The organism is Mycobacterium sp. Root265, assembly GCF_001428895.1.
Taxonomy (GTDB): Bacteria; Actinomycetota; Actinomycetes; order Mycobacteriales; family Mycobacteriaceae; genus Mycobacterium.
This window is the reverse complement of sequence record NZ_LMJA01000028.1, coordinates 90,935-109,672: the sequence shown is the minus strand read 5'-3', so window position 1 is coordinate 109,672 and position 18,738 is coordinate 90,935. Positions and strand designations below refer to the sequence as shown.

Sequence of the window (18,738 nt, the reverse complement as noted above, 5' to 3'; positions counted from 1 at the left end):
GAGCAGCCTCACCTGCGGCCCGCGCGTTCCATCTCGACGGCGGTGCGCATCGTCTCGCGCGCCCGGCTGCGATCACCGGCATAGTCGTAGGCCCGGGCCAGCCGGTACCAGCGCACCCAGTTGTCCCGATCGGCTTCCAGCTCGTCGCGCGTCTTCTCGAACAACGCGTCGGCGGCGTCGCGCTCGATCCGGCCCGACGGCCTGCGCGGTAGATCGCTGACGTCGAGATCCATATCGGCCTCGCGCGCCAGCCGGACCAGACGCTGATGCGCCAGCCCGGCCCGCAGCGTGGCCAGCATCGCCCACAGGCCGATGATCGGCAGCGCCAGCAGCGCCACGCCCAGACCGATCGCGGCCGGCTCGCCAGAGGCGATGAACGCCAGTGCCGTTCGGCCCAGCATCAGGAAGTAGACCAGCAGTGCGACACACATGAACCCGATCAGCAGCTGGATACGCAGTGTGCGCGCGCCGTCGTTCATGACAGGTCGAGCAGCGGCTCAATCCCGATGGTGAGACCGGGCCGTTCGGCCACCTTGCGCACCCCGAGCAGCACTCCGGGCACGAAGGACGTGCGGTCCAGGCTGTCGTGCCGGATGGTCAGCGTCTCCCCTTCGGTGCCGAACAGCACCTCCTGGTGCGCGATGAGCCCGGACAGCCGGATGGAGTGCACCGGGATACCGTCGACGTCCGCGCCGCGTGCACCGTCGAGTCCGGTGCTGGTGGCATCGGGATTGGGTGGCAAGCCTTTTCGCGCCTCCGCGATCAGCTTGGCGGTGCGTGCCGCGGTACCGGACGGGGCGTCGGCCTTGTGCGGGTGGTGCAGCTCGATCACCTCGACGGATTCGAAATGGCGAGCGGCTTGCTTGGCGAAATGCATGGTCAGCACGGCGCCGATGGCGAAGTTGGGGGCGATCAGCACCGCGACGTCGGGCCGCGCCGACAGCCAGATGTGGATCTGGGTGAGGCGCTCGTCGGTGAACCCGGTGGTGCCCACCACCGCATGAATGCCGTTCTCGATCAGGAAGTTCAGGTTGTCCATCACCACATCGGGATGGGTGAAGTCGATGACGACCTCGGTACCGCTGTCGGTCAGCATCGACAACGGATCACCGGCGTCGACCTGCGCCGACAACTCCAGATCGGGGGCGTCCTGAACGGCCTTGACCATGGTGGCGCCGACCTTGCCCTTGGCACCCAACACTGCAACTCGCATGGCTGGCAGCCTACTGCGGCGGGATTCGGCGCATCCGGCTCCCCGCCCCGTACTGCTCGTCTACTGTTCGGGCATCACCCGCTGCGGCAGATCGGAACATCTGGATGACCGCAGGGAAGGTGGCCGACGTCAGACGGGCCCTGCGGCTGGCCGGCATGCGCCCCCTGCCCCGATGGCCCGACCGCAATCCGGTGGACCTGCGCGGCCGACGCATCCTGCTGACCGGCGCGTCCTCGGGTATCGGGGCGGTCGCGGCGCACAAACTCGCCGCACTGGGCGCGCATGTCACCGCGGTCGCGCGCCGGGAGAATCTGCTCGCCGAGGTGGTCGGACAGATCACCGCTCGCGGCGGCACCGCCACCGCAATCCCGGCCGACCTGTCCGACCTGGCACAGGTGGACGAGCTGGTGAAAGCCGTTGGCCCGGTAGACATCCTGATCAACAACGCGGCGCGGTCCATCCGCAGGCCGCTGCTCGAATCGCTGGACCGCTGGCACGATATCGAGCGCGTGATGGCACTGAACTACTACGCGCCGCTGCGACTCATCCGGGGCGTGGTCCCGGGGATGATCGACCGCGGCGATGGTCACATCATCAACATCGCGACCTGGCGGGTGCTGCCGGAATCCTCACCGATGTTCGCCGCCTACAACGCATCCAAGGCGGCGCTCAGTGCCGTCAGTCGTGTCATCGACACCGAATGGGGGCACGCAGGCGTGCATTCCACCACGGTGTACTACCCGCTGGTGGCCACCCCGATGATCGCCCCCACCCGCGCCTACGACGGTATCGCCGCACTGAGCGCAGACGAGGCCGCCGACTGGCTGGTGACCGCCGCCCGGACCAGACCGATCCGCATCGCACCCCGCAAGGCCCTCGCACTGCGGGCGCTCGACGTGGTGGCGCCGCGCCTGCTGAACGAGCTGCTCGAGCGCGAAACCGATCGGATGAACTCCAGAGGGAGAGAACCACATTGAGGATCAAAACCGCCATGGGCATCGCGCTGACCGCGGCCGTGGTGCTGACCGGCTGCCAGCGGGCCGAGGCCCAGGACTATCCATCGGGCCCGGTCACCATGACCGCCGGGGCCAACCCGGGAAGCGGCTTCGACCTGACCATCCGCGGGGTTGTCGAGGCCCTGCAACAGGACAAGATCGTGGAGGTGGCGCTGCCGATCCAGAACCGTCCCGGTGCCAGCGGCGCCGATTTCCTGGCCACCATGGTCGAGCAGTACCGCGGCCACGATGACCAGATCTCGGTCACCTCGCTGTCGATCATGGTGAACAAGCTGCGCGGGCAGTCCGACTACGGATACCCCGATGTCACCATGATCGCCCGGCTGATGACCGAGTACTACGTCGTCGTCACGCGTCCAGACTCCCCGCTCAACACCCTCGGCGAGGTGATGGCGGCCATCGCCGCCGACCCCGGCAGCGTCACCGTCGGCGCCGCCAACGACGATCAGGCGCCGTTCGACCTGCTGGTGGCGGCCGCCGGGGGCGATCCGTCCTCGGTCGGCTACGTCGGCTTCGAAGGCGGCGGCGACCAGATCGCCGCCCTGCGTGACGGAACCATCGACGTGGCCATCGGCGGGGTCAGCGAGTTCGTCGACCTGTTGAGCGACCGGGAGTTACAGGGGCTCGGGGTGCTCGCCGAGCAACGGCTGCCCGGACTCGACGTACCCACCGCCGCCGAGCAGGGATTCGACGTCACCCTGTCGAACTGGCGCGGCCTGTACGGACCGCCGGACATGCCGCCGACGGCGGTCACCTACTGGCAGCAGGCACTCCAAACAATGGTGGCCACACCCGCCTGGCAGCGGATCGCCGAGCGCAGCGGGTTCACCACCACCTTCATGACCGGGGCGGAGTTCGAGGGCTTTCTGGCCGAAACCCAGGCCGATGTCGAGGAGGCCCTCGCGGAAGCGGGCCGGTGACCCAGGCCGGCCGCAGACCCGAGAACCTGCCGCTGGGAGCGGTCTTGACCACGGCGGCGTTCTTCTGTGTCGCGATGGTCGGCACGCTGGCGAAGGTGGCGGGACAGTACACCTCGACCGGGGTGCTGCTGCTCTTCCAGAACGCGATCTGCCTGGTCTTCATCATCCCGGTGGCGGCGCGCGGCGGCTGGGCGTCGCTGCGGACCAGCCGGGCCGGGCTGCACGTCGTGCGGGCCGCCGCGGGTACCGCGTGCTGGTATGCGTTGTTCTTCGCCATCACCCGAATTCCGTTGTCCAATGCCACCTTGCTGACCTACAGCGCCCCACTGTGGATGCCGCTGATCGCCTGGGCGGTGACGCGCCAACCGGTGGCCGGGCGGACCTGGCTGGGAGCCGGCATCGGATTCGTCGGAGTACTGCTCGTCCTGCAGCCGCAGAACCGAACCTTCGGGCTCGGCGAAATCTCTGCTCTCGCAGGCGCACTCATGCTGGCCATCGCGATGATGTCGGTGCGCTGGCTCGGCGCCACCGAACCCATCACCAGAGTCCTGTTCTACTACTTCCTGCTGTCCACCGTCCTGTCCATTCCCATTGCGGCGATCGACCGAGCTCCGATTCCCGTGCCCGCATGGGGATGGCTGATCGGACTCGGTGTCGCACAGCTGCTCTCGCAGGCCCTCATCGTGCTGGCCTACCGGTACGCCTCGGCCGAGAAGGTCGGCCCGTTCATCTACTCGGTCATCGTGTTCACCGCGGTGATCGACTGGGTCATCTGGGACCATCCGCCGACCCTGTTCAGCTATCTCGGGTCGGCCTTGGTCATCGCCGGCGGTATCGTCGCCGTCCGTAGCCGACGTACCGTGGACCCATGCGTCTGATCGTGTTGCTCCTGGCCGCGTTGATGACCGCCGGCTGTACGAGTACCGCCGCGGCCGACGAGACGTCGCCGGAAGGCCGCACCTTCGTGTCGGTCACGGTAGCGGGCGAGCAGATCCCCGGCGGCGGCCCGCTGACGCTGAGCTTCGCCGACGGCCAGCTGTCGGCCTACGCGGGCTGCAACCGCGGATCCGGTCCGGCCGAACTCTCCGACGGGCACCTGAGCACGCGGCTGGCGACCACGATGATGGGCTGCCCGCCGCCCTTCGGTGACGCCGATGCGTGGATGGGGCGGTTCCTGGAGGCCCGGCCCGCATGGTCGCTGAGCGCGGACACCCTGACGCTGACCACCGATGCCACCACCGTCACGCTGCGCGACAAGGCGGTAGTGGACCCGGATCGTCCGCTCATCGGCACCAGCTGGCGGGTGGAGAGCCTGATCTCCGGCCAGGCCGTGATGACCTCGGTGGCACTGGAGCAGTCGAGGCCGGGGCTAACCGTCCGCGCCGATCAGAGCGTCACCGGGTGGACCGGTTGCAACACCTTCTACGGCCGCGCCGACGTCCTCGACGACACCATCACGTTCGGGCCGATGAACGTCAGCGGCCCGGTCTGTGCCGGTGAAGTCGGCGAGATCGAACAGGCGGTTCGGCGCGTGCTCGACGGTCCCGTCGAGGCCATCGTCGATGCCGACCGGCTGACACTGAGCGGCGCCAAAGGCGACGGACTGGTGCTGCGCGCCGAGTAGCATCTGGCCATGCGTGGCTCAAAGATCCTCATCACCGGCCCCACCGGACAGGTCGCGGCACCGCTGGCGTTATCGCTGGCGGCCGACAACGAGGTGTGGGGTATCGCCCGCTTCACCGATGCCGCGGCCCGGGAGAACCTGGAGCGCGCCGGAATTCGTTGCGAGAAGGTCAACCTGGCCGCCGGCGACTTCAGCGGCATCCCGTCGGATTTCGACTACGTCCTGAACCTGGCGGTCGCCAAGAGCGGACGCTGGGACAAGGACCTGGGCGCCAACGCCGAATCGGTGGGCCTGCTGATGGCGCACTGCGCGGACGCCAAAGCCTTCCTGCACTGCTCGTCGGCCGCGGTGTACGACCCGCCGGACGACGAACCCCGCACCGAGGCCGCGGCACTCGGCGACAACCACAAGGCGCTGTTCCCGACGTACTCGATCTCCAAGATCGCCGGCGAGGTGGTGGCCCGGACGATGGCCCGCGCGCTGGGTGTGCCGACGGTGATCGCCCGGCTGAACGTGCCCTACGGCGACAACGGCGGCTGGCCGTTCTATCAGATGGAGATGCTGCGCGCCGGCGTGCCGATCCCCGTCCCGCCCGGTGGACCCGCCCGCTACAACCCGATCCACGAGGACGACATCATCGCGACGCTGCCCAAGATGCTGGAAGCCGCGTCGGTGCCCGCGACGACGGTCAACTGGTGTGGCGACCAGACGGTCAGTCTGCAGGAGTGGTGTGCCTACATCGGCGAACTCGTCGGCAGCGCACCGGTGTTCGAGGAGAGTGCGCAGGCCTTGCGCGGTGGCCCGACCGATACGACGCGGATGCACGAGCTGGTTGGCACCACCTCGGTGGACTGGCGCGACGGCATCCGCCGGATGGTGACGAAGTTCCACCCCGACCTGGTCGGAACCTAGGCCGCGTCGAAGTAGCGTCCCGAACGCAGATCCTCGAGCAGCCCCGGGTGCTCGGGATGCCAGTCGAGCAGGGTGCGGGTGACATCGCTGGACGTTGGATTGTCCAGTGCCGCAATCGCGCCCACGAAACCGATCTCGTCGAGCGCCTGCTCGGCGGTGACGCTGAGTGTGGGCACCCCGAGACGGTCACCGATCACCTGCGCGATCTCACGGAAGGCGATGCCCGACTCCGCCGCGCCGTGGAGCCGCGATCCGGCGGGTGCGGTTTCCAGCGCCAGCCGGTACAGGTGTGCCGCATCCAGATTGTGCACAGCGGGCCAGCGGTTGGCCCCGTCGCCGATATAGAGTGACCGGCCCGTCTCACGCGCGTTCGCGATGAGGGTGGGCACGAAGCCGCGCCGGTCGGTCGGGCCGTGGACCGTGGGCGCGAGCCGGATGACCGAGGAGCGCACCCCGCGGCCGGCCAGTGCGACGGTGGCGTTCTCGGAGGCCACCCGCGGCCCGGACGGATCGACTTCACTGTCCTCGGTGCCCAGGGTGGCCGAACCGCCGAACCCGAAAGCCAGCATCGCCGTTCCCGAGGTGGTCACGAACGGTTTGCCCGAGTCGGCCAGGGCCGATCCGATGGCCTCGATGGCCGCCAGGTCGGCGGCTCCGGCAGCGGCGTAGTCGGCGAAGTCGTGGATGAACGCCAGGTGAATCACCCCGTCGGCATCCGCCGCCCCCGCAGCCAGGACGTCGAGATCCTGCAGCGCTCCGCGCCGGACCTGCGCCCCGGCCGACCGCAACGCCGCCTCCGACGCGTCGGATCGGGCCAGGCCGGTGACCTGATGGCCGGCGGTCAGCAGTTCGGTGACCACCAGCGAACCGATGTGGCCGCTGGCGCCGGTGACGAAAACACGCATGTGCACTTCTCCCTCGTCGATGTCAGTCAATGACATCACCGACGCTACTCGCGAAGTCAGTCGCTGTCATCACCTAGACTCCGTACATGGGTCGCTGGGAACCGGATGCGCGCGGACGCCTGGAGCGGGCCGCGCTCGAGCTCTATCTGGAGAGCGGCTACGACCAGACGACGGTCGCCGAGATCGCCGGCCGCGCCGGACTCACCGAGCGCACCTTCTTCCGCCATTTCACCGACAAACGCGAGGTGCTGTTCCGCGGTGAAGAACTCGCCGAGGCCATGGCCGGCGCGATCGACGCCGTGCCCGAGGGAACCGCACCGCTGGACGCGGTGGCCGCGGCACTCGATGCGACATCGGACTTCTTCCGCGACCGCCGCCCGCACGCCCGCACCCGCCAGACCGTCATCAATGCCCACCCCGCCCTGCAGGAGCGTGAGCTCATCAAGCTTGCATCCCTGGCCACGACCATGGCCGATGCGCTGCGCAGACGCGGTGTCAGCGACCCGGCGGCCGACCTGCTGGCCCAGACGGGTGTGGCGGTCTTCAAGGTGGCATTCGAGCGCTGGCTCGATGATCCCGCCGAGCGGCCGCTGACCGATCTCATCGGCGAGTCACTGGCCGAACTCAGGTCGGCGACTCACCCCTGAGCTCGGCGAGCGCCGAATCAGCTTGGTCGAGATCGACATTCGCCCTCTGCAGCTGTTCCTCCGCACTGGCCACGGCCTGCTCCGCGGTGCTCAGGGCGTGCAGCACCTCCTCGTAGCGGCGCCGAGCCGTCGCGAGGGCGGTCGTCCGGTCCGACACCGCCGCCGTCGCGTCGTGGTGTGCACGTTGGGCGGCAGCCAGGGCGCGACGCCGCTTCTCGGCGGCGCGACGGTCGACCTTGGGTTCCGGTGCCGGTTCCGGTTCGGCCTTCCGGCGCGGTGAGGCACTTTCCGTCGGAGCGCCGAAGTCGCCGAAACCCGACCACTCCTGGGCCTTCTCCAGCCGGCCCAGCTGTTTCGCCACCTCGGGGTCGGCGATCGCGGCCTGCAGCGTGCCGGTGACATCCTCGCGGATCGCCGCCGACGGGTTGGGCATACCGACCGCTGCGAACCCGGTACGCGCCAACTGACTCACCAGTTTTCGCTGCTGCGTGGACAGTTCGCGGATCCGGACACCATCCATCGCCGCGTGCGCGGCCCGCAGCTGTGCGTTCAACTCCGCGATCCGGTCTTTGGCGGTCCGGTCGGACCGGATGAGTTCGTTGACCACCCAGGCCGCCGTGGTCGGGCGCCGAGCGGCTGCGATCACCCGCGCCGCGTCGTTATCGCCGCGCTTCTTGGCCGCGTTCGCCAGTTCCTTGCGCAGCGCGGTGAACTCCTCGGGCGGTACGCCGTAGAGGGTCGCCAACTCGTCCTCGACGCTCACAGCGGCGAGGCCCCGCGCAGATGCTCGAAGATCAGCGAGGTCTGGGTGCCCGCGACATCGGCGTCGGCGTTGAGGTTCTCGACCACGAAGGCTCGCAGATCCTCGGTGTCGCGCGCGGCGACGTGCAGGATGAAGTCATCGCCGCCGGCCAGGAAGTACACGTTCATCACCTGGGGTCGCCGGCGGATCTGCTGGATGAAATCGCGGATCCGGCCCCGGGCAGTGGAATTCAGGCTCACCGAAATCATCGCCTGCAGAGTCAGCCCGACCGCCGCGGGATCGATATCGGTGAAGAAACCCCGGATCACGCCCAGATCCTGCAGCCGCCGCAGCCGACCGTGACAGGTCGAGGGCGCAATGCCGACGGTCTCGGCCAGCGCACTGTTGGAGATGCGGGCGTCGGCGTGCAGCGCCAGCAGCATGCGCCGGTCGATGTCGTCGAGCTCGGCCGGCCGAACATCCTTCGGAGCTGGTGCCAGGCGAGCCCTCGGCGTTGATGATTGTTCACCCATAGGACGACTTTAACGAAGTGTCGCCATATTTATTGCCACAGTCCCGGAGTTTCTTCACAATTGTCTCACCACCTCAATCGCAAGGAGCGATCATGCTCGTCGGCATCCCGACCGAGATCAAGAACAACGAATTCCGCGTCGCCATCACCCCGGCCGGCGTTGCCGAACTCAGCCGCCGCGGCCACGACGTCGTCATCCAGGCCGGCGCCGGTGACGGTTCTGCCATCTCCGACAACGACTTCAAGGCTGCCGGCGCGCAGATCGTCGCCACCGCCGAACAGGTGTGGGCCGAGGCCGACCTGCTGCTCAAGGTGAAGGAACCGATCGAGGCCGAATACGCGCGCCTGCGCAAGGGCCAGACGCTGTTCACCTACCTGCACCTGGCCGCGTCCAAGCCGTGCACCGACGCGCTGCTGGCCTCCGGCACCACGTCCATCGCGTACGAGACCGTGCAGACCGCCGGCCCGGACAACTCTGTCGCACTTCCTCTCTTGGCACCGATGAGCGAGGTCGCCGGACGACTGGCCGCACAGGTCGGTGCCTACCACCTGATGCGCACCCAGGGCGGTCGCGGCGTCCTGATGGGCGGTGTTCCCGGTGTCGCCCCGGCCAAGGTCGTGGTCATCGGCGGCGGCATGGCCGGCGACAACGCGGCCGCGGTGGCCTGGGGCATGGGCGCGCACGTGACCGTGTTCGACCTCAACATCAACATCCTGCGCAAGATCGACGCCGAGTACGGCGGCGCCATCGAGACCCGCTACTCGTCGAGCCTGGACCTGGAGGACGCGGTCAAGCAGGCCGACCTGGTCATCGGTGCGGTCCTGGTGCCCGGCGCCAAGGCCCCCAAGCTGGTCACCAATGCGACTGTCGCCCAGATGAAGTCCGGTGCGGTACTGGTCGACATCGCGATCGACCAGGGTGGCTGCTTCGAGGATTCCCGGCCCACCACCCACGACGACCCGACGTTCGCAGTGCATGACACGGTCTTCTACTGCGTGGCGAACATGCCCGGTGCCGTGCCGCGGACATCGACCTACGCGCTCACCAACGCGACGATGCCCTACGTGCTCAAGCTGGCCGACAAGGGTTGGCGCGAGGCCAGTCGTGCTGACAGTGCCCTCGCGAAGGGTCTGTCCACCCACGAGGGCGCACTGCTGTCCGAGCAGGTGGCGGCCGACCTGGATCTGCCGTTCACCGACCCCGCGAAACTGCTGGCGTAACCGCCGACCCCCACCGTCGCCCGGCTGGAGCAATCCGGCCGGGCGACGTGTATTTCAGATACCGGTGTATCTCACATGCCGGCCGGTGGATGACCGAGGCAGATGATCGCGCCGAGCGGGTCCTTGATCACGGCCAACGTGCCGTACGGGGTCTCTTCGCCCGGCATGGGGCTCTCCGCGCCCAGGGACTCGGCCAGCGCGACGGTCGCCGCCACATCGTCGACCATCACGTAGACCTGCCAGAACGACGGCACCTCGGGCGGAAACAGCGTGGCGGAATCCATGATCCCCGAATAGGCGCTCTCGCCGACGAACACCTGTGAGTAGCGGTCGGGGCCCACCGCGGCGGGATCGCCGCCGGTGCCGATCTCCTCCAGGCGTGCCCCGATGACATCGGAGTAGAACGCCACCGACTTGTCATAGTCCTTGCTCTGGCACTCGAACCAGTACGGCGTGCCGTGCTCGCCCCACTCGGTGAAGCCGACGTGCGTTCCCGGCTGCCAGAAACCGATGACCGCGCCCGCGGTGTCGGTCGCGACCATCATCGAGCCCATGTCGCCGACGGGCATCGGCGGCACCATCACCGACCCACCGGCGGCCACGATGGTGTCGGCGGTCGCCCTGGCGTCCTCGGTGTGCAGATACACCGACCACACGTTGGCGACGCCGCCGGCCTCGGCCATGTACGGGACCAGGCCGGCCACGCGCTTCCCGTGGTGCAGGAAGTTCTGGTATCCACCGAACTCCGGTTGGGCCGGCCCCTCGAGCTCCCAGCCGAAGATCGCCCGATAGAACTCGGCGGCCACGGCGGGATCACTGCTCACCAGGTCGAACCAGACGGGTGCCCCCACGGGGGCGGAGTAATCGGACATCTGAGTTCCTTTCGTCGGCATCGTCATCAGAACAGACGGCGGCGCCGACGAAAACTCATCGCCGCCCGAGCAGATGCGGTAGCACCAGGGCCGTGACCTCACCGACCAACGGTCGCAAGCCTTCGGCCTCGGGATCGGCGGACTGTGTCCGGGTCATGATGGTCAGGAGCACCCGTGCGCCGTCGGGCCCGTACGCCACACCGGAATCGTTGGTGGTCGCGTAGTCCCCGCTACCGGTCTTGTCGGCGGTGGTCCACCCGGGCGGTAGACCGGCCCGCATGCTGGAGGTCTGGTTTGCGCGCATCCAGCCGTCGAGTATTTCGCGCTGCGCGGGCGGTAAAGCGTCACCGGCCAACAGATTGCGGAAGCCGGCCGCCAGTGCCCGCGGTGTGGTGGTGTCGCGGGGATCCCCCGGTATCGCCGAGTTCAACTCGATCTCCCAGCGGTCCAGCCGGGTCCGGTCATCGCCGACGCTGCGGGCGAACGCGGTGATCTCCTGCGGTCCGCCGATGGTCTCCAACAACAGATTCGCCGCGAGGTTGTCGCTGCGCTGCAGGGCCGCCTGGGACAGCTCGGCCAGCGTCATCTCCTGGCCCAGACGTTCGCCGGTCACCGGCGAATTCGGCAGCAAGCCTTCGGGTTTCACGAAAACCTGCTGCTCCAAGGTCAATTCACCGTCGGCGACGCCGCGTAGCACCCGGGCGGCGGCATAGGTCTTGAAGGTCGAGCAGAGCGCAAAGGCCTCGTCGGCACGATTCTCCACCGCGAAGCCGGACTGCAGATTCACCGCGTACAGACCGACGAAGGCGTTGTAGCGCGCCTCGAGCTCACGGATCTGCTCTTCGAGTGTGAGCGCCGGAGCCGCCAACGCGGATTCGTCCGCGCAGCCGGCCAGCGCCCCTGCCGCCGCCAATGCCATACCGCCGAACAGAACTCTTCGTCGTGACAGGAGCATCACCCGACTGTACCCACCTACCCCGCAATATCCCGAAGCCGCTGCGGCAAGGACTTTCTGGATCTGTGCGGGCCCAGCACCGCCGCGCCCATCGGCCGAGCCAGCAAACGGCGCGCCACGCTGTTGACCTCGTCGAGGCTCACCGCGTCGATCTGCTCAAGGGTTTGCGCGATGGTGCGGTGCGCTCCGTAATTCAGTTCGCTGCGGCCGATCCGGTGCATCCGCGACCCGGAATCCTCCAGGCCGAGCACCAGGCCGCCACGCAGCGATCCCTTGGCGATCCGGCATTCGGATTCGGTGATGCCGTCACGAGCCACATCGGCCAGCACGTCGGTCGCCACCCGCACCACCTCGTCGAAACGCTCCGGCAGACAGGCCGCGTACACCGAGAACGCCCCGGTGTCGGAAAATGTGTCGATCGTGGAGTAGACGGAGTACGCCAGCCCGCGGGTTTCCCGAATCTGTTGGAACAGACGCGAACTCAGGCCGCCGCCGAGTGCGGAGTTCAGAACCGACAGGGCCCAGCGGTGATCCCACTGCCGGCCCGGTGTCCGGACCCCGAGCGACAGATGGGTCTGCTCGGCATCTTTGTTGACCAGTTGCAGACCAGGCTTGCCCGTCACCCGTCCGGTGCCTTTGCGGTGTGGGACCGCGGTGCGGCCGCGGACCAGCCGTGGCCCGAAGTACTCACGCGCCAGGGCAACGACCTCGCCGTGATCGATATTGCCCGCCACCGCGAGGATCATCCGCTCCGGCGTGTAGCGGCGCTGGTGAAACGAATGCAACTGCGTGCGGGTCATCGCCGAGATCGACTCCACACTGCCGATGACGGGCCGTCCGACCGGGTGCGAGCCGAACATCGCCGACAGGAAAACATCACCCAGGGTGTCCTCGGGATCGTCGTCGCGCATGGCGATCTCTTCGAGCACGACGTCGCGCTCGATCTCGACATCATCAGCGGCGCACTGGCCACGCAGGACGACATCGGCCACCAGGTCGACGGCCAATTCCAGATCCGAATCGAGCACATGCGCGTAATAGCAGGTGTGTTCGCGCGCAGTGAAGGCGTTGAGCTCACCACCGACCGCGTCGACGGCCTGGGCGATCTCGACCGCGCTGCGCGTCGGCGTGGACTTGAACAGCAGGTGTTCCAGGAAGTGTGCGGCCCCCGCGACCGAACTTCCCTCGTCGCGTGAACCGACACCCACCCACACACCCACCGAGGCCGAGTGCACCGAGGGGATGTATTCGGTGACCACCCGCAACCCTCCGGGCAGTGCGGTCACCCGCACTGCCTCGGAGGTGTCTGCGCCGCGGGTTGCGCGGCGTAAAGCCGGCTTAGGCGTCAGCGGTCGCGGCCTCAGTGGGGGCCTCGGCCGGAGCCTCGGTTGCCTCATCTTCGGCGACGAGCACCAGCGAGATCTTGCCGCGGTTGTCGATATCGGCGATCTCGACGCGCAGCTTGTCGCCGACCGTGGCCACATCCTCGACCTTGGCGATGCGCTTGCCGCGACCCAGCTTCGAGATGTGCACCAGGCCGTCGCGACCCGGGAGCAGCGACACGAACGCACCGAAATCGGTGGTCTTGACCACGGTTCCGAGGAACCGCTCGCCGACCTTGGGCAGCTGCGGGTTGGCGATCGCGTTGATCAGATCGATCGCGGCCTGAGCCGACTCGCCATTGCTGGCGCCGACGAAGATGGTGCCGTCGTCCTCTATCGAGATCGACGCCCCGGTCTGCTCGGTGATCGAGTTGATCATCTTGCCCTTGGGCCCGATCACCTCACCGATCTTGTCGACCGGCACCTTGATGGTGGTGATGCGCGGCGCGTACGGGCTCATCTCGTCGGGCTCGTCGATGGCCTCGGCCATGACCTCGAGAATGGTGATACGCGCGTCCTTGGCCTGGGCCAGCGCACCGGCCAGCACCTTGGACGGGATGCCGTCGAGCTTGGTGTCCAGCTGCAGGGCGGTGACGAAGTCCTTGGTGCCTGCGCACTTGAAGTCCATGTCGCCGAACGCGTCCTCGGCACCGAGGATGTCGGTGAGCGTGACGTAGCGGGTCTCACCGTCGACCTCATCGGAGACCAGACCCATCGCGATACCGGCGACCGGAGCCTTCAGCGGCACACCGGCGTTCAGCAGCGACAGCGTCGAGGCGCACACCGAGCCCATCGAGGTGGAACCGTTGGAGCTCAACGCTTCCGACACCTGGCGGATGGCGTAGGGGAACTCTTCGACGCTCGGCAGCACGGGCATCAGGGCCCGCTCTGCCAGCGCGCCGTGGCCGATCTCGCGACGCTTGGGCGAGCCCACCCGGCCGGTCTCACCGGTCGAGAACGGCGGGAAGTTGTAGTGGTGCATGTAGCGCTTGGAGGTCTCGGGTCCCAGCGAGTCGATCTGCTGGGCCATCTTGACCATGTCCAGCGTGGTGACACCCATGATCTGGGTCTCGCCGCGCTCGAACAGAGCACTGCCGTGCGCCCGCGGGATGATGGCGACCTCGGCGGACAGCGCGCGGATATCGGTAACGCCACGGCCGTCGATGCGGAAGTGGTCGGTCAGGATGCGCTGGCGCACAAGCTTCTTGGTCAGCGAGCGGTACGCCGCGCCGATCTCCTTCTCACGACCGGCGAAGGTGTCGGCCAGGCGCTCGAGCACCTCACCCTTGAGCTCGTTGGTGCGGTCATCGCGCTCGGCCTTGCCGGAGATGGTCAACGCCTGCGACAGCGCATCGGTGGCCACCGCGGCGACCTGGGTGTAGACGTCGTCCTGGTAATCGGGGAACAGCGGGTACTCCGCGGTCGCCTTACCGGCGGCGGCGTGCAGCTCTTCCTGCGCGGTGCACAGCGCAGCGATGAACGGCTTGGCCGCTTCCAGTCCCTCGGCGACGACGGCCTCGGTCGGGGCACCGGCACCGCCGGCGATCAGCTCGATGACCTTGTCGGTGGCCTCGGCCTCGACCATCATGATCGCGACGTCATCGCCTGCCTTACGGCCGGCGACCACCATGTCGAACACGGCGTCTTCCAGCTGCTCGACGGTGGGGAACGCCACCCACTGGCCGTTGATCAGCGCGACGCGCACACCGCCGACCGGGCCGGAGAACGGCAGGCCGGAGATCTGGGTGGATGCCGACGCGGCGTTGATGGCGAGCACGTCATACAGATCCTTGGGATCCAGGCTCAGGATGGTGACGACGACCTGGATCTCGTTGCGCAGACCGGACACGAAGGTCGGGCGCAGCGGCCGGTCGATCAGGCGACAGGTCAGGATCGCATCGGTGGAGGGACGGCCCTCACGACGGAAGAACGAGCCGGGGATGCGGCCCGCGGCGTACATCCGCTCCTCGACGTCGATGGTCAGCGGGAAGAAGTCGAAATGGTCTTTCGGGGTCTTGCTGGCGGTCGTGGCGCTCAGCAGCATGGTCTCGTCGTCGAGGTAGGCGACGACGGCGCCGGCGGCCTGCTGGGCCAGCCGTCCGGTCTCGAAACGGATGGTGCGGGTGCCGAAGCTCCCGTTGTCGATGACGGCGGTGGATTCGAACACGCCTTCGTCGGTTTCAACTGCAGACATAGCAGCCTTTCTGGGTATTCAACTGTTTTGCGTCGTCACGCGCCAGCGATGCCCTGAACTCGGCTACGGCCGTCGATCGAAGCGGCCGGGGCGGATCCATTGAAGGAACGCTCCGGCCACCACTACCGAAGACCGCCCGATCAGGCGGGTACTGCTGTGACGCGCGGGAACGGTGCACGCGGTACTGCGCGAACCGCACCCTGTTCGGACCACTCGACAGAATTGGTGGCCCAAAACGATTCCATGCTACACCGGGGCTGATCACCGACCGTCAATCGACGTCGTCGACGCACACGGTGAACTGCCGTTGGTCATAGGGATAGCCCGTGCCGCTGCGGCACTGGTCGGCGTTGGCCACCCCCTGCAGGATCTCGGTGGCCCGCTGGCGGTGCGGCTGGTTGCCGTCACTGCAGTCGACGCGCACCGGATCACGGCCGTTCTCGGGATCGATACTCATGCACTGCCCCACCACCCAGTCGATATCCATGCACACGGTGTTGCTGGTATCGCTGAACGTGCTGTGCGTGGCGTAGTAGGAATCCACATCGGTGGGGCACTGATCACTGTCTGCGACCGTGGCGATGACCTTGAAAGTCGAGTCGGGGGTACCGCATTCGGCTTTGACAGCGTCCGGCTTGTCGGGGGTGCCGCCCACTTTCAGGCAGTCTCCGGCCTGAAAAGCGGCGGCAGCGGCCGACGAACAACCGGTGAGTCCCCCCATGACTCCAACAACCAGGACGCCGAGAACGGCGCAGGTTGAGCGACGCTGTGTCAGCGACGCAGACCGAGGCGCTCGATCAGCGACCGGTAGCGCGCGACGTCGACCTGAGCGACGTACTTGAGCAGCCGGCGCCGGCGACCGACCAACAGCAGCAGCCCCCGCCGCGAGTGGTGATCGTGCTTGTGCAGCTTGAGGTGTTCGGTGAGATCCAAGATCCGCTTGGTCAGCAGTGCGACCTGAGCCTCCGGCGAACCGGTATCGGTGTCATGCAGGCCGTACTGGCCGAGGATCTCTTTTTTCTGTTCGGCTGTGAGCGCCACGAAACAACTCCATCAAAATAGGTCCGCGAAGGTTAACGAAGGCGCGGCCGCCGCGAACTGCAGCGCGCGCTGGGTCGCAGGAGATATTAGCAGCTGGTCAACCCGCGGCGAGAATCGTGCGGGCCCGGTCGGTGTCACCACCCATGGCCACCACCAGATCGTCGACCGAATCGAACTTCTCCTGCCCGCGGATGCGCGCCACGAAGTCGACGGCGACATGCTGGCCGTACAGGTCGGCCTCGGTGTCCAGCACGAAGGCCTCAACGGTGCGGGTGCGCCCGGAGAACGTCGGGTTGGTGCCCACCGACACCGCCGCCTGATAGCGCTCCCCGGGAGTCACGGTGCCGACCACCGGTCCGTGCCCGAGCACGGTGAACCACGCCGCGTACACGCCGTCGGCCGGAATGGCCGAATGCATGGGCGGCGCCACATTGGCGGTCGGGAAACCCAGGACCCGGCCGCGGCCGTCACCGCGGACCACGACACCCTCGACCCGGTGCGGTCGGCCCAGCGCCTCGGCGGCGGCGACCACGTCACCGGCGTCCACGCAGGACCGGATATAGGTGGAAGAGAAGGTGACGGACTCGTCGCGGTCAGACTCGGACACCAGCGTCATCCCTTCCACGGCGAAACCGAATCGTTCACCGGCCTTGCGCAGCAGGTTGACGTTGCCCGCGGCCTTCTTGCCGAAGGTGAAGTTCTCCCCCACCACGACCTCGACCACATGCAGGCTCTCGACGAGCAGCTCGTGGATGTAGCGCTCCGGGGTGAGCTTCATGAAGTCGGCGGTGAACGGCATCACCAGAAAGACGTCGATGCCGGTTTCCTCGACGAGTTCGGCCCGCCGGGTCAGCGTCGTCAGCTGCGCCGGATGACTGCCCGGGAACACCACTTCCATGGGGTGCGGGTCGAAGGTCATCAGCACCGTGGGAACTCCGCGCGACCGCCCGGACTTCACGGCATGGCTGATCAGTTCGGCGTGGCCACGGTGGACACCGTCGAACACGCCGATCGTGAGGACACATCGGCCCCAGTCTGTGGGGATGTCGTCCCGGCCCCGCCACCGCTGCACAGCCGCAAGCCTACGGCGCGCGGTCGCCGCCGTCAGCTTCGGATACCCGGATGAGGCAAAGATTGCCTAAACTCAGTAACCGTGGATTCCAACAGCAACCCGCAGGACTTGACGACGGTTGCGCAGGATTACCTGAAAGTGATCTGGACGGCCCAGGAATGGTCACCGGACAAGGTCAGCACCAAGCTGCTGGCCGAGCGCATCGGCGTCTCGGCGAGCACCGCATCGGAATCCATCCGCAAGCTGGCCGATCAGGGGTTGGTCGATCACGCGAAGTACGGCGCGGTGACGCTCACCGAAGCGGGCCGGCAGGCCGCGTTGGCGATGGTGCGCAGGCACCGCCTGATGGAGACGTTCCTGGTGCGCGAACTCGGCTACGGCTGGGACGAGGTGCACGACGAGGCCGAGATCCTCGAACACGCGGTGTCCGACCGGATGCTGGACCGGATCGACGCCAAGCTGGGGTTCCCGACCCGCGATCCGCACGGCGATCCGATTCCGGCGCCCGACGGGCGGGTTCCGACACCGCCGGCACGCCAGCTCTCCATCTGCGCCGACGGCGAGGACGGCACCGTGGCCCGCATCTCCGATGCCGACCCCGAGATGCTGCGCTATTTCGACAGTGTCGGTATCGCCTTGGATTCGCGTCTGCAGGTGGTCGCCCGCCGCGATTTCGCCGGGATGATCTCGGTGGCCGTGCACAGTCCGGCCGACACCGAGGGATCCGTCACCACGGTGGACTTGGGCAGCCCTGCCGCAGAAGCGATCTGGGTCGTCTAACGCGCCATCTTCAGGTGCGCACTGCCGGTCCGCCGGGGCTCGTCGGTGGCGGCAGGCGCGGAATGCACCAGACGCAGCGACGGACGGACAGGCTGCTGCTCGGGCACCACGATGGCGAGGTCCTCCAGCAGCGCAATGCTGCGATCCAACTGCTCGGCGCCGTCCTGCTCGATGGCTCCGACGATGGCGTCGTTCAGCAGCTCACCGGCCACCTCGGAGGTGATGGTGAGCCGCGAGCCCTCCTCGGCGGGGCTGATCCAGAACGTCAGCCGGGTGCGCATGCCGGACTCGCCGGCGCCGATGAGAACCAGCGTCCCGGGCGCGATCGCCGACTCGACCGTCCACTCGACGGTGTTGGAGACCCCCAGCATCACGGTCTCGGCCGTCATGCGGGCGCCGGGCACGAACTGTGCGCGCGGCTCGGCCATCCAGCGCTGGTGCACCGTGAGCCAGTCGGACCAGGTGCGCGGATCTGCGAGCACCGACCACAGCGCGGCCGGGGTGGCCGACAGGTTCGCGTGCCGGGTCACGTGGCCCACGGCGGCGCCGCGGCCCTGTGCCCACGCGGGCTGGTAGTTGAACAGCGGGTGGTCGCAAATCGGTGCATGTGCGCTCATGACTGTTACAACGCCCGAGGTTCGGCAAAAGTTCGCCGAAAGCCTGGGATTTGGCTAATAAAACGCACCGGAAGCTGACGGGAACCTGATAAC

At 67.6% G+C, this 18,738-nt stretch carries 21 protein-coding genes; 8 read left to right on the top strand and 13 right to left on the bottom strand.

Features of this window, described 5'->3' with window-relative positions:
* Window positions 1-8: 8 nt before the first annotated feature.
* Both ASE48_RS19105 and dapB read right to left on the bottom strand, forming a co-directional pair.
* The gene (locus ASE48_RS19105; RefSeq protein WP_057168725.1) at window positions 9-479 is read right to left on the bottom strand and encodes a hypothetical protein; all 471 of its coding nucleotides are present in this window, start codon (window positions 477-479) and stop codon (window positions 9-11) included.
* On the bottom strand, window positions 476-1,213 hold the full coding sequence (gene dapB, locus ASE48_RS19100) for a 4-hydroxy-tetrahydrodipicolinate reductase (RefSeq protein WP_057168724.1): 738 nt from the start codon (window positions 1,211-1,213) through the stop codon (window positions 476-478). The genes ASE48_RS19105 and dapB overlap by 4 nt, the downstream gene beginning before the upstream one ends.
* A gap of 104 nt (window positions 1,214-1,317) precedes the next feature.
* Between dapB and ASE48_RS19095 the strand changes: the two genes are divergently transcribed.
* The 5 genes from ASE48_RS19095 to ASE48_RS19075 are packed head-to-tail and all read left to right on the top strand — an operon-like array spanning window position 1,318 to window position 5,685.
* Window positions 1,318-2,190, top strand: a complete 873-nt coding sequence (locus tag ASE48_RS19095; RefSeq protein ID WP_057168723.1) for an SDR family oxidoreductase — start codon at window positions 1,318-1,320, stop codon at window positions 2,188-2,190.
* Complete coding sequence (locus ASE48_RS19090; RefSeq protein ID WP_235571331.1) at window positions 2,187-3,149, top strand: tripartite tricarboxylate transporter substrate binding protein; 963 nt, start codon at window positions 2,187-2,189, stop codon at window positions 3,147-3,149. The genes ASE48_RS19095 and ASE48_RS19090 overlap by 4 nt, the downstream gene beginning before the upstream one ends.
* On the top strand, window positions 3,146-4,027 hold the full coding sequence (locus ASE48_RS19085) for a DMT family transporter (RefSeq protein WP_057168721.1): 882 nt from the start codon (window positions 3,146-3,148) through the stop codon (window positions 4,025-4,027). The genes ASE48_RS19090 and ASE48_RS19085 overlap by 4 nt, the downstream gene beginning before the upstream one ends.
* Complete coding sequence (locus tag ASE48_RS19080) at window positions 4,018-4,773, top strand: META domain-containing protein (protein ID WP_057168720.1); 756 nt, start codon at window positions 4,018-4,020, stop codon at window positions 4,771-4,773. The genes ASE48_RS19085 and ASE48_RS19080 overlap by 10 nt, the downstream gene beginning before the upstream one ends.
* Before the next feature lie 9 nt (window positions 4,774-4,782).
* On the top strand, window positions 4,783-5,685 hold the full coding sequence (locus ASE48_RS19075) for an NAD-dependent epimerase/dehydratase family protein (protein ID WP_057168719.1): 903 nt from the start codon (window positions 4,783-4,785) through the stop codon (window positions 5,683-5,685).
* On the opposite strand, the gene ASE48_RS19070 is transcribed toward ASE48_RS19075, so the two are convergent.
* Window positions 5,682-6,626, bottom strand: coding sequence for an SDR family oxidoreductase (locus ASE48_RS19070; protein ID WP_442928738.1), 945 nt, complete (start codon window positions 6,624-6,626; stop codon window positions 5,682-5,684). The two genes, ASE48_RS19075 and ASE48_RS19070, sit on opposite strands and share 4 nt — an antisense overlap.
* Window positions 6,627-6,676: 50 nt before the next feature.
* Between ASE48_RS19070 and ASE48_RS19065 the strand changes: the two genes are divergently transcribed.
* Window positions 6,677-7,237 carry a TetR/AcrR family transcriptional regulator gene (locus ASE48_RS19065; RefSeq protein WP_057168717.1) on the top strand — a complete coding sequence of 187 codons (561 nt, stop codon included), beginning with the start codon at window positions 6,677-6,679 and terminating at the stop codon, window positions 7,235-7,237.
* On the opposite strand, the gene ASE48_RS19060 is transcribed toward ASE48_RS19065, so the two are convergent.
* Window positions 7,215-8,000, bottom strand: a complete 786-nt coding sequence (locus ASE48_RS19060; RefSeq protein WP_057168716.1) for a hypothetical protein — start codon at window positions 7,998-8,000, stop codon at window positions 7,215-7,217. The genes ASE48_RS19065 and ASE48_RS19060 overlap by 23 nt on opposite strands.
* On the bottom strand, window positions 7,997-8,512 hold the full coding sequence (locus tag ASE48_RS19055) for an Lrp/AsnC family transcriptional regulator (RefSeq protein WP_057168715.1): 516 nt from the start codon (window positions 8,510-8,512) through the stop codon (window positions 7,997-7,999). Before ASE48_RS19055 ends, ASE48_RS19060 begins: the two co-directional genes overlap by 4 nt.
* Before the next feature lie 92 nt (window positions 8,513-8,604).
* Here ASE48_RS19055 and ald point away from each other — a divergent pair, with 92 nt between their 5' ends.
* Window positions 8,605-9,732 carry an alanine dehydrogenase gene (gene ald, locus ASE48_RS19050; RefSeq protein WP_057168714.1) on the top strand — a complete coding sequence of 376 codons (1,128 nt, stop codon included), beginning with the start codon at window positions 8,605-8,607 and terminating at the stop codon, window positions 9,730-9,732.
* A gap of 71 nt (window positions 9,733-9,803) precedes the next feature.
* On the opposite strand, the gene ASE48_RS19045 is transcribed toward ald, so the two are convergent.
* The 7 genes from ASE48_RS19045 to ASE48_RS19015 form a co-directional block, all read right to left on the bottom strand.
* On the bottom strand, window positions 9,804-10,604 hold the full coding sequence (locus ASE48_RS19045; RefSeq protein WP_057168713.1) for a VOC family protein: 801 nt from the start codon (window positions 10,602-10,604) through the stop codon (window positions 9,804-9,806).
* 55 nt (window positions 10,605-10,659) lie between these two features.
* The gene (gene bla / locus ASE48_RS19040) at window positions 10,660-11,562 is read right to left on the bottom strand and encodes a class A beta-lactamase (RefSeq protein ID WP_156409278.1); all 903 of its coding nucleotides are present in this window, start codon (window positions 11,560-11,562) and stop codon (window positions 10,660-10,662) included.
* A 14-nt stretch (window positions 11,563-11,576) separates the two neighbouring features.
* Complete coding sequence (locus ASE48_RS19035) at window positions 11,577-12,956, bottom strand: M16 family metallopeptidase (protein WP_082614290.1); 1,380 nt, start codon at window positions 12,954-12,956, stop codon at window positions 11,577-11,579.
* On the bottom strand, window positions 12,898-15,135 hold the full coding sequence (locus tag ASE48_RS19030) for a polyribonucleotide nucleotidyltransferase (RefSeq protein ID WP_057168710.1): 2,238 nt from the start codon (window positions 15,133-15,135) through the stop codon (window positions 12,898-12,900). Before ASE48_RS19030 ends, ASE48_RS19035 begins: the two co-directional genes overlap by 59 nt.
* Before the next feature lie 271 nt (window positions 15,136-15,406).
* The gene (gene lppU, locus ASE48_RS19025) at window positions 15,407-15,856 is read right to left on the bottom strand and encodes an LppU family putative lipoprotein (RefSeq protein ID WP_057168709.1); all 450 of its coding nucleotides are present in this window, start codon (window positions 15,854-15,856) and stop codon (window positions 15,407-15,409) included.
* A 50-nt stretch (window positions 15,857-15,906) separates the two neighbouring features.
* Window positions 15,907-16,176 carry a 30S ribosomal protein S15 gene (gene rpsO / locus ASE48_RS19020; RefSeq protein WP_057168708.1) on the bottom strand — a complete coding sequence of 90 codons (270 nt, stop codon included), beginning with the start codon at window positions 16,174-16,176 and terminating at the stop codon, window positions 15,907-15,909.
* Between the two features lie 97 nt (window positions 16,177-16,273).
* Window positions 16,274-17,248: a bifunctional riboflavin kinase/FAD synthetase gene (locus ASE48_RS19015; protein ID WP_057168707.1), complete on the bottom strand. Its 975-nt coding sequence runs from the start codon at window positions 17,246-17,248 to the stop codon at window positions 16,274-16,276.
* An 81-nt stretch (window positions 17,249-17,329) separates the two neighbouring features.
* On the opposite strand from ASE48_RS19015, the gene mntR reads away from it, so the two are divergent.
* The gene (gene mntR / locus ASE48_RS19010; RefSeq protein WP_057168706.1) at window positions 17,330-18,028 is read left to right on the top strand and encodes a manganese-binding transcriptional regulator MntR; all 699 of its coding nucleotides are present in this window, start codon (window positions 17,330-17,332) and stop codon (window positions 18,026-18,028) included.
* Here the strand turns inward: mntR and ASE48_RS19005 are convergent.
* On the bottom strand, window positions 18,025-18,645 hold the full coding sequence (locus ASE48_RS19005) for a type II toxin-antitoxin system Rv0910 family toxin (protein WP_057168705.1): 621 nt from the start codon (window positions 18,643-18,645) through the stop codon (window positions 18,025-18,027). The two genes, mntR and ASE48_RS19005, sit on opposite strands and share 4 nt — an antisense overlap.
* Window positions 18,646-18,738 lie beyond the last annotated feature (93 nt).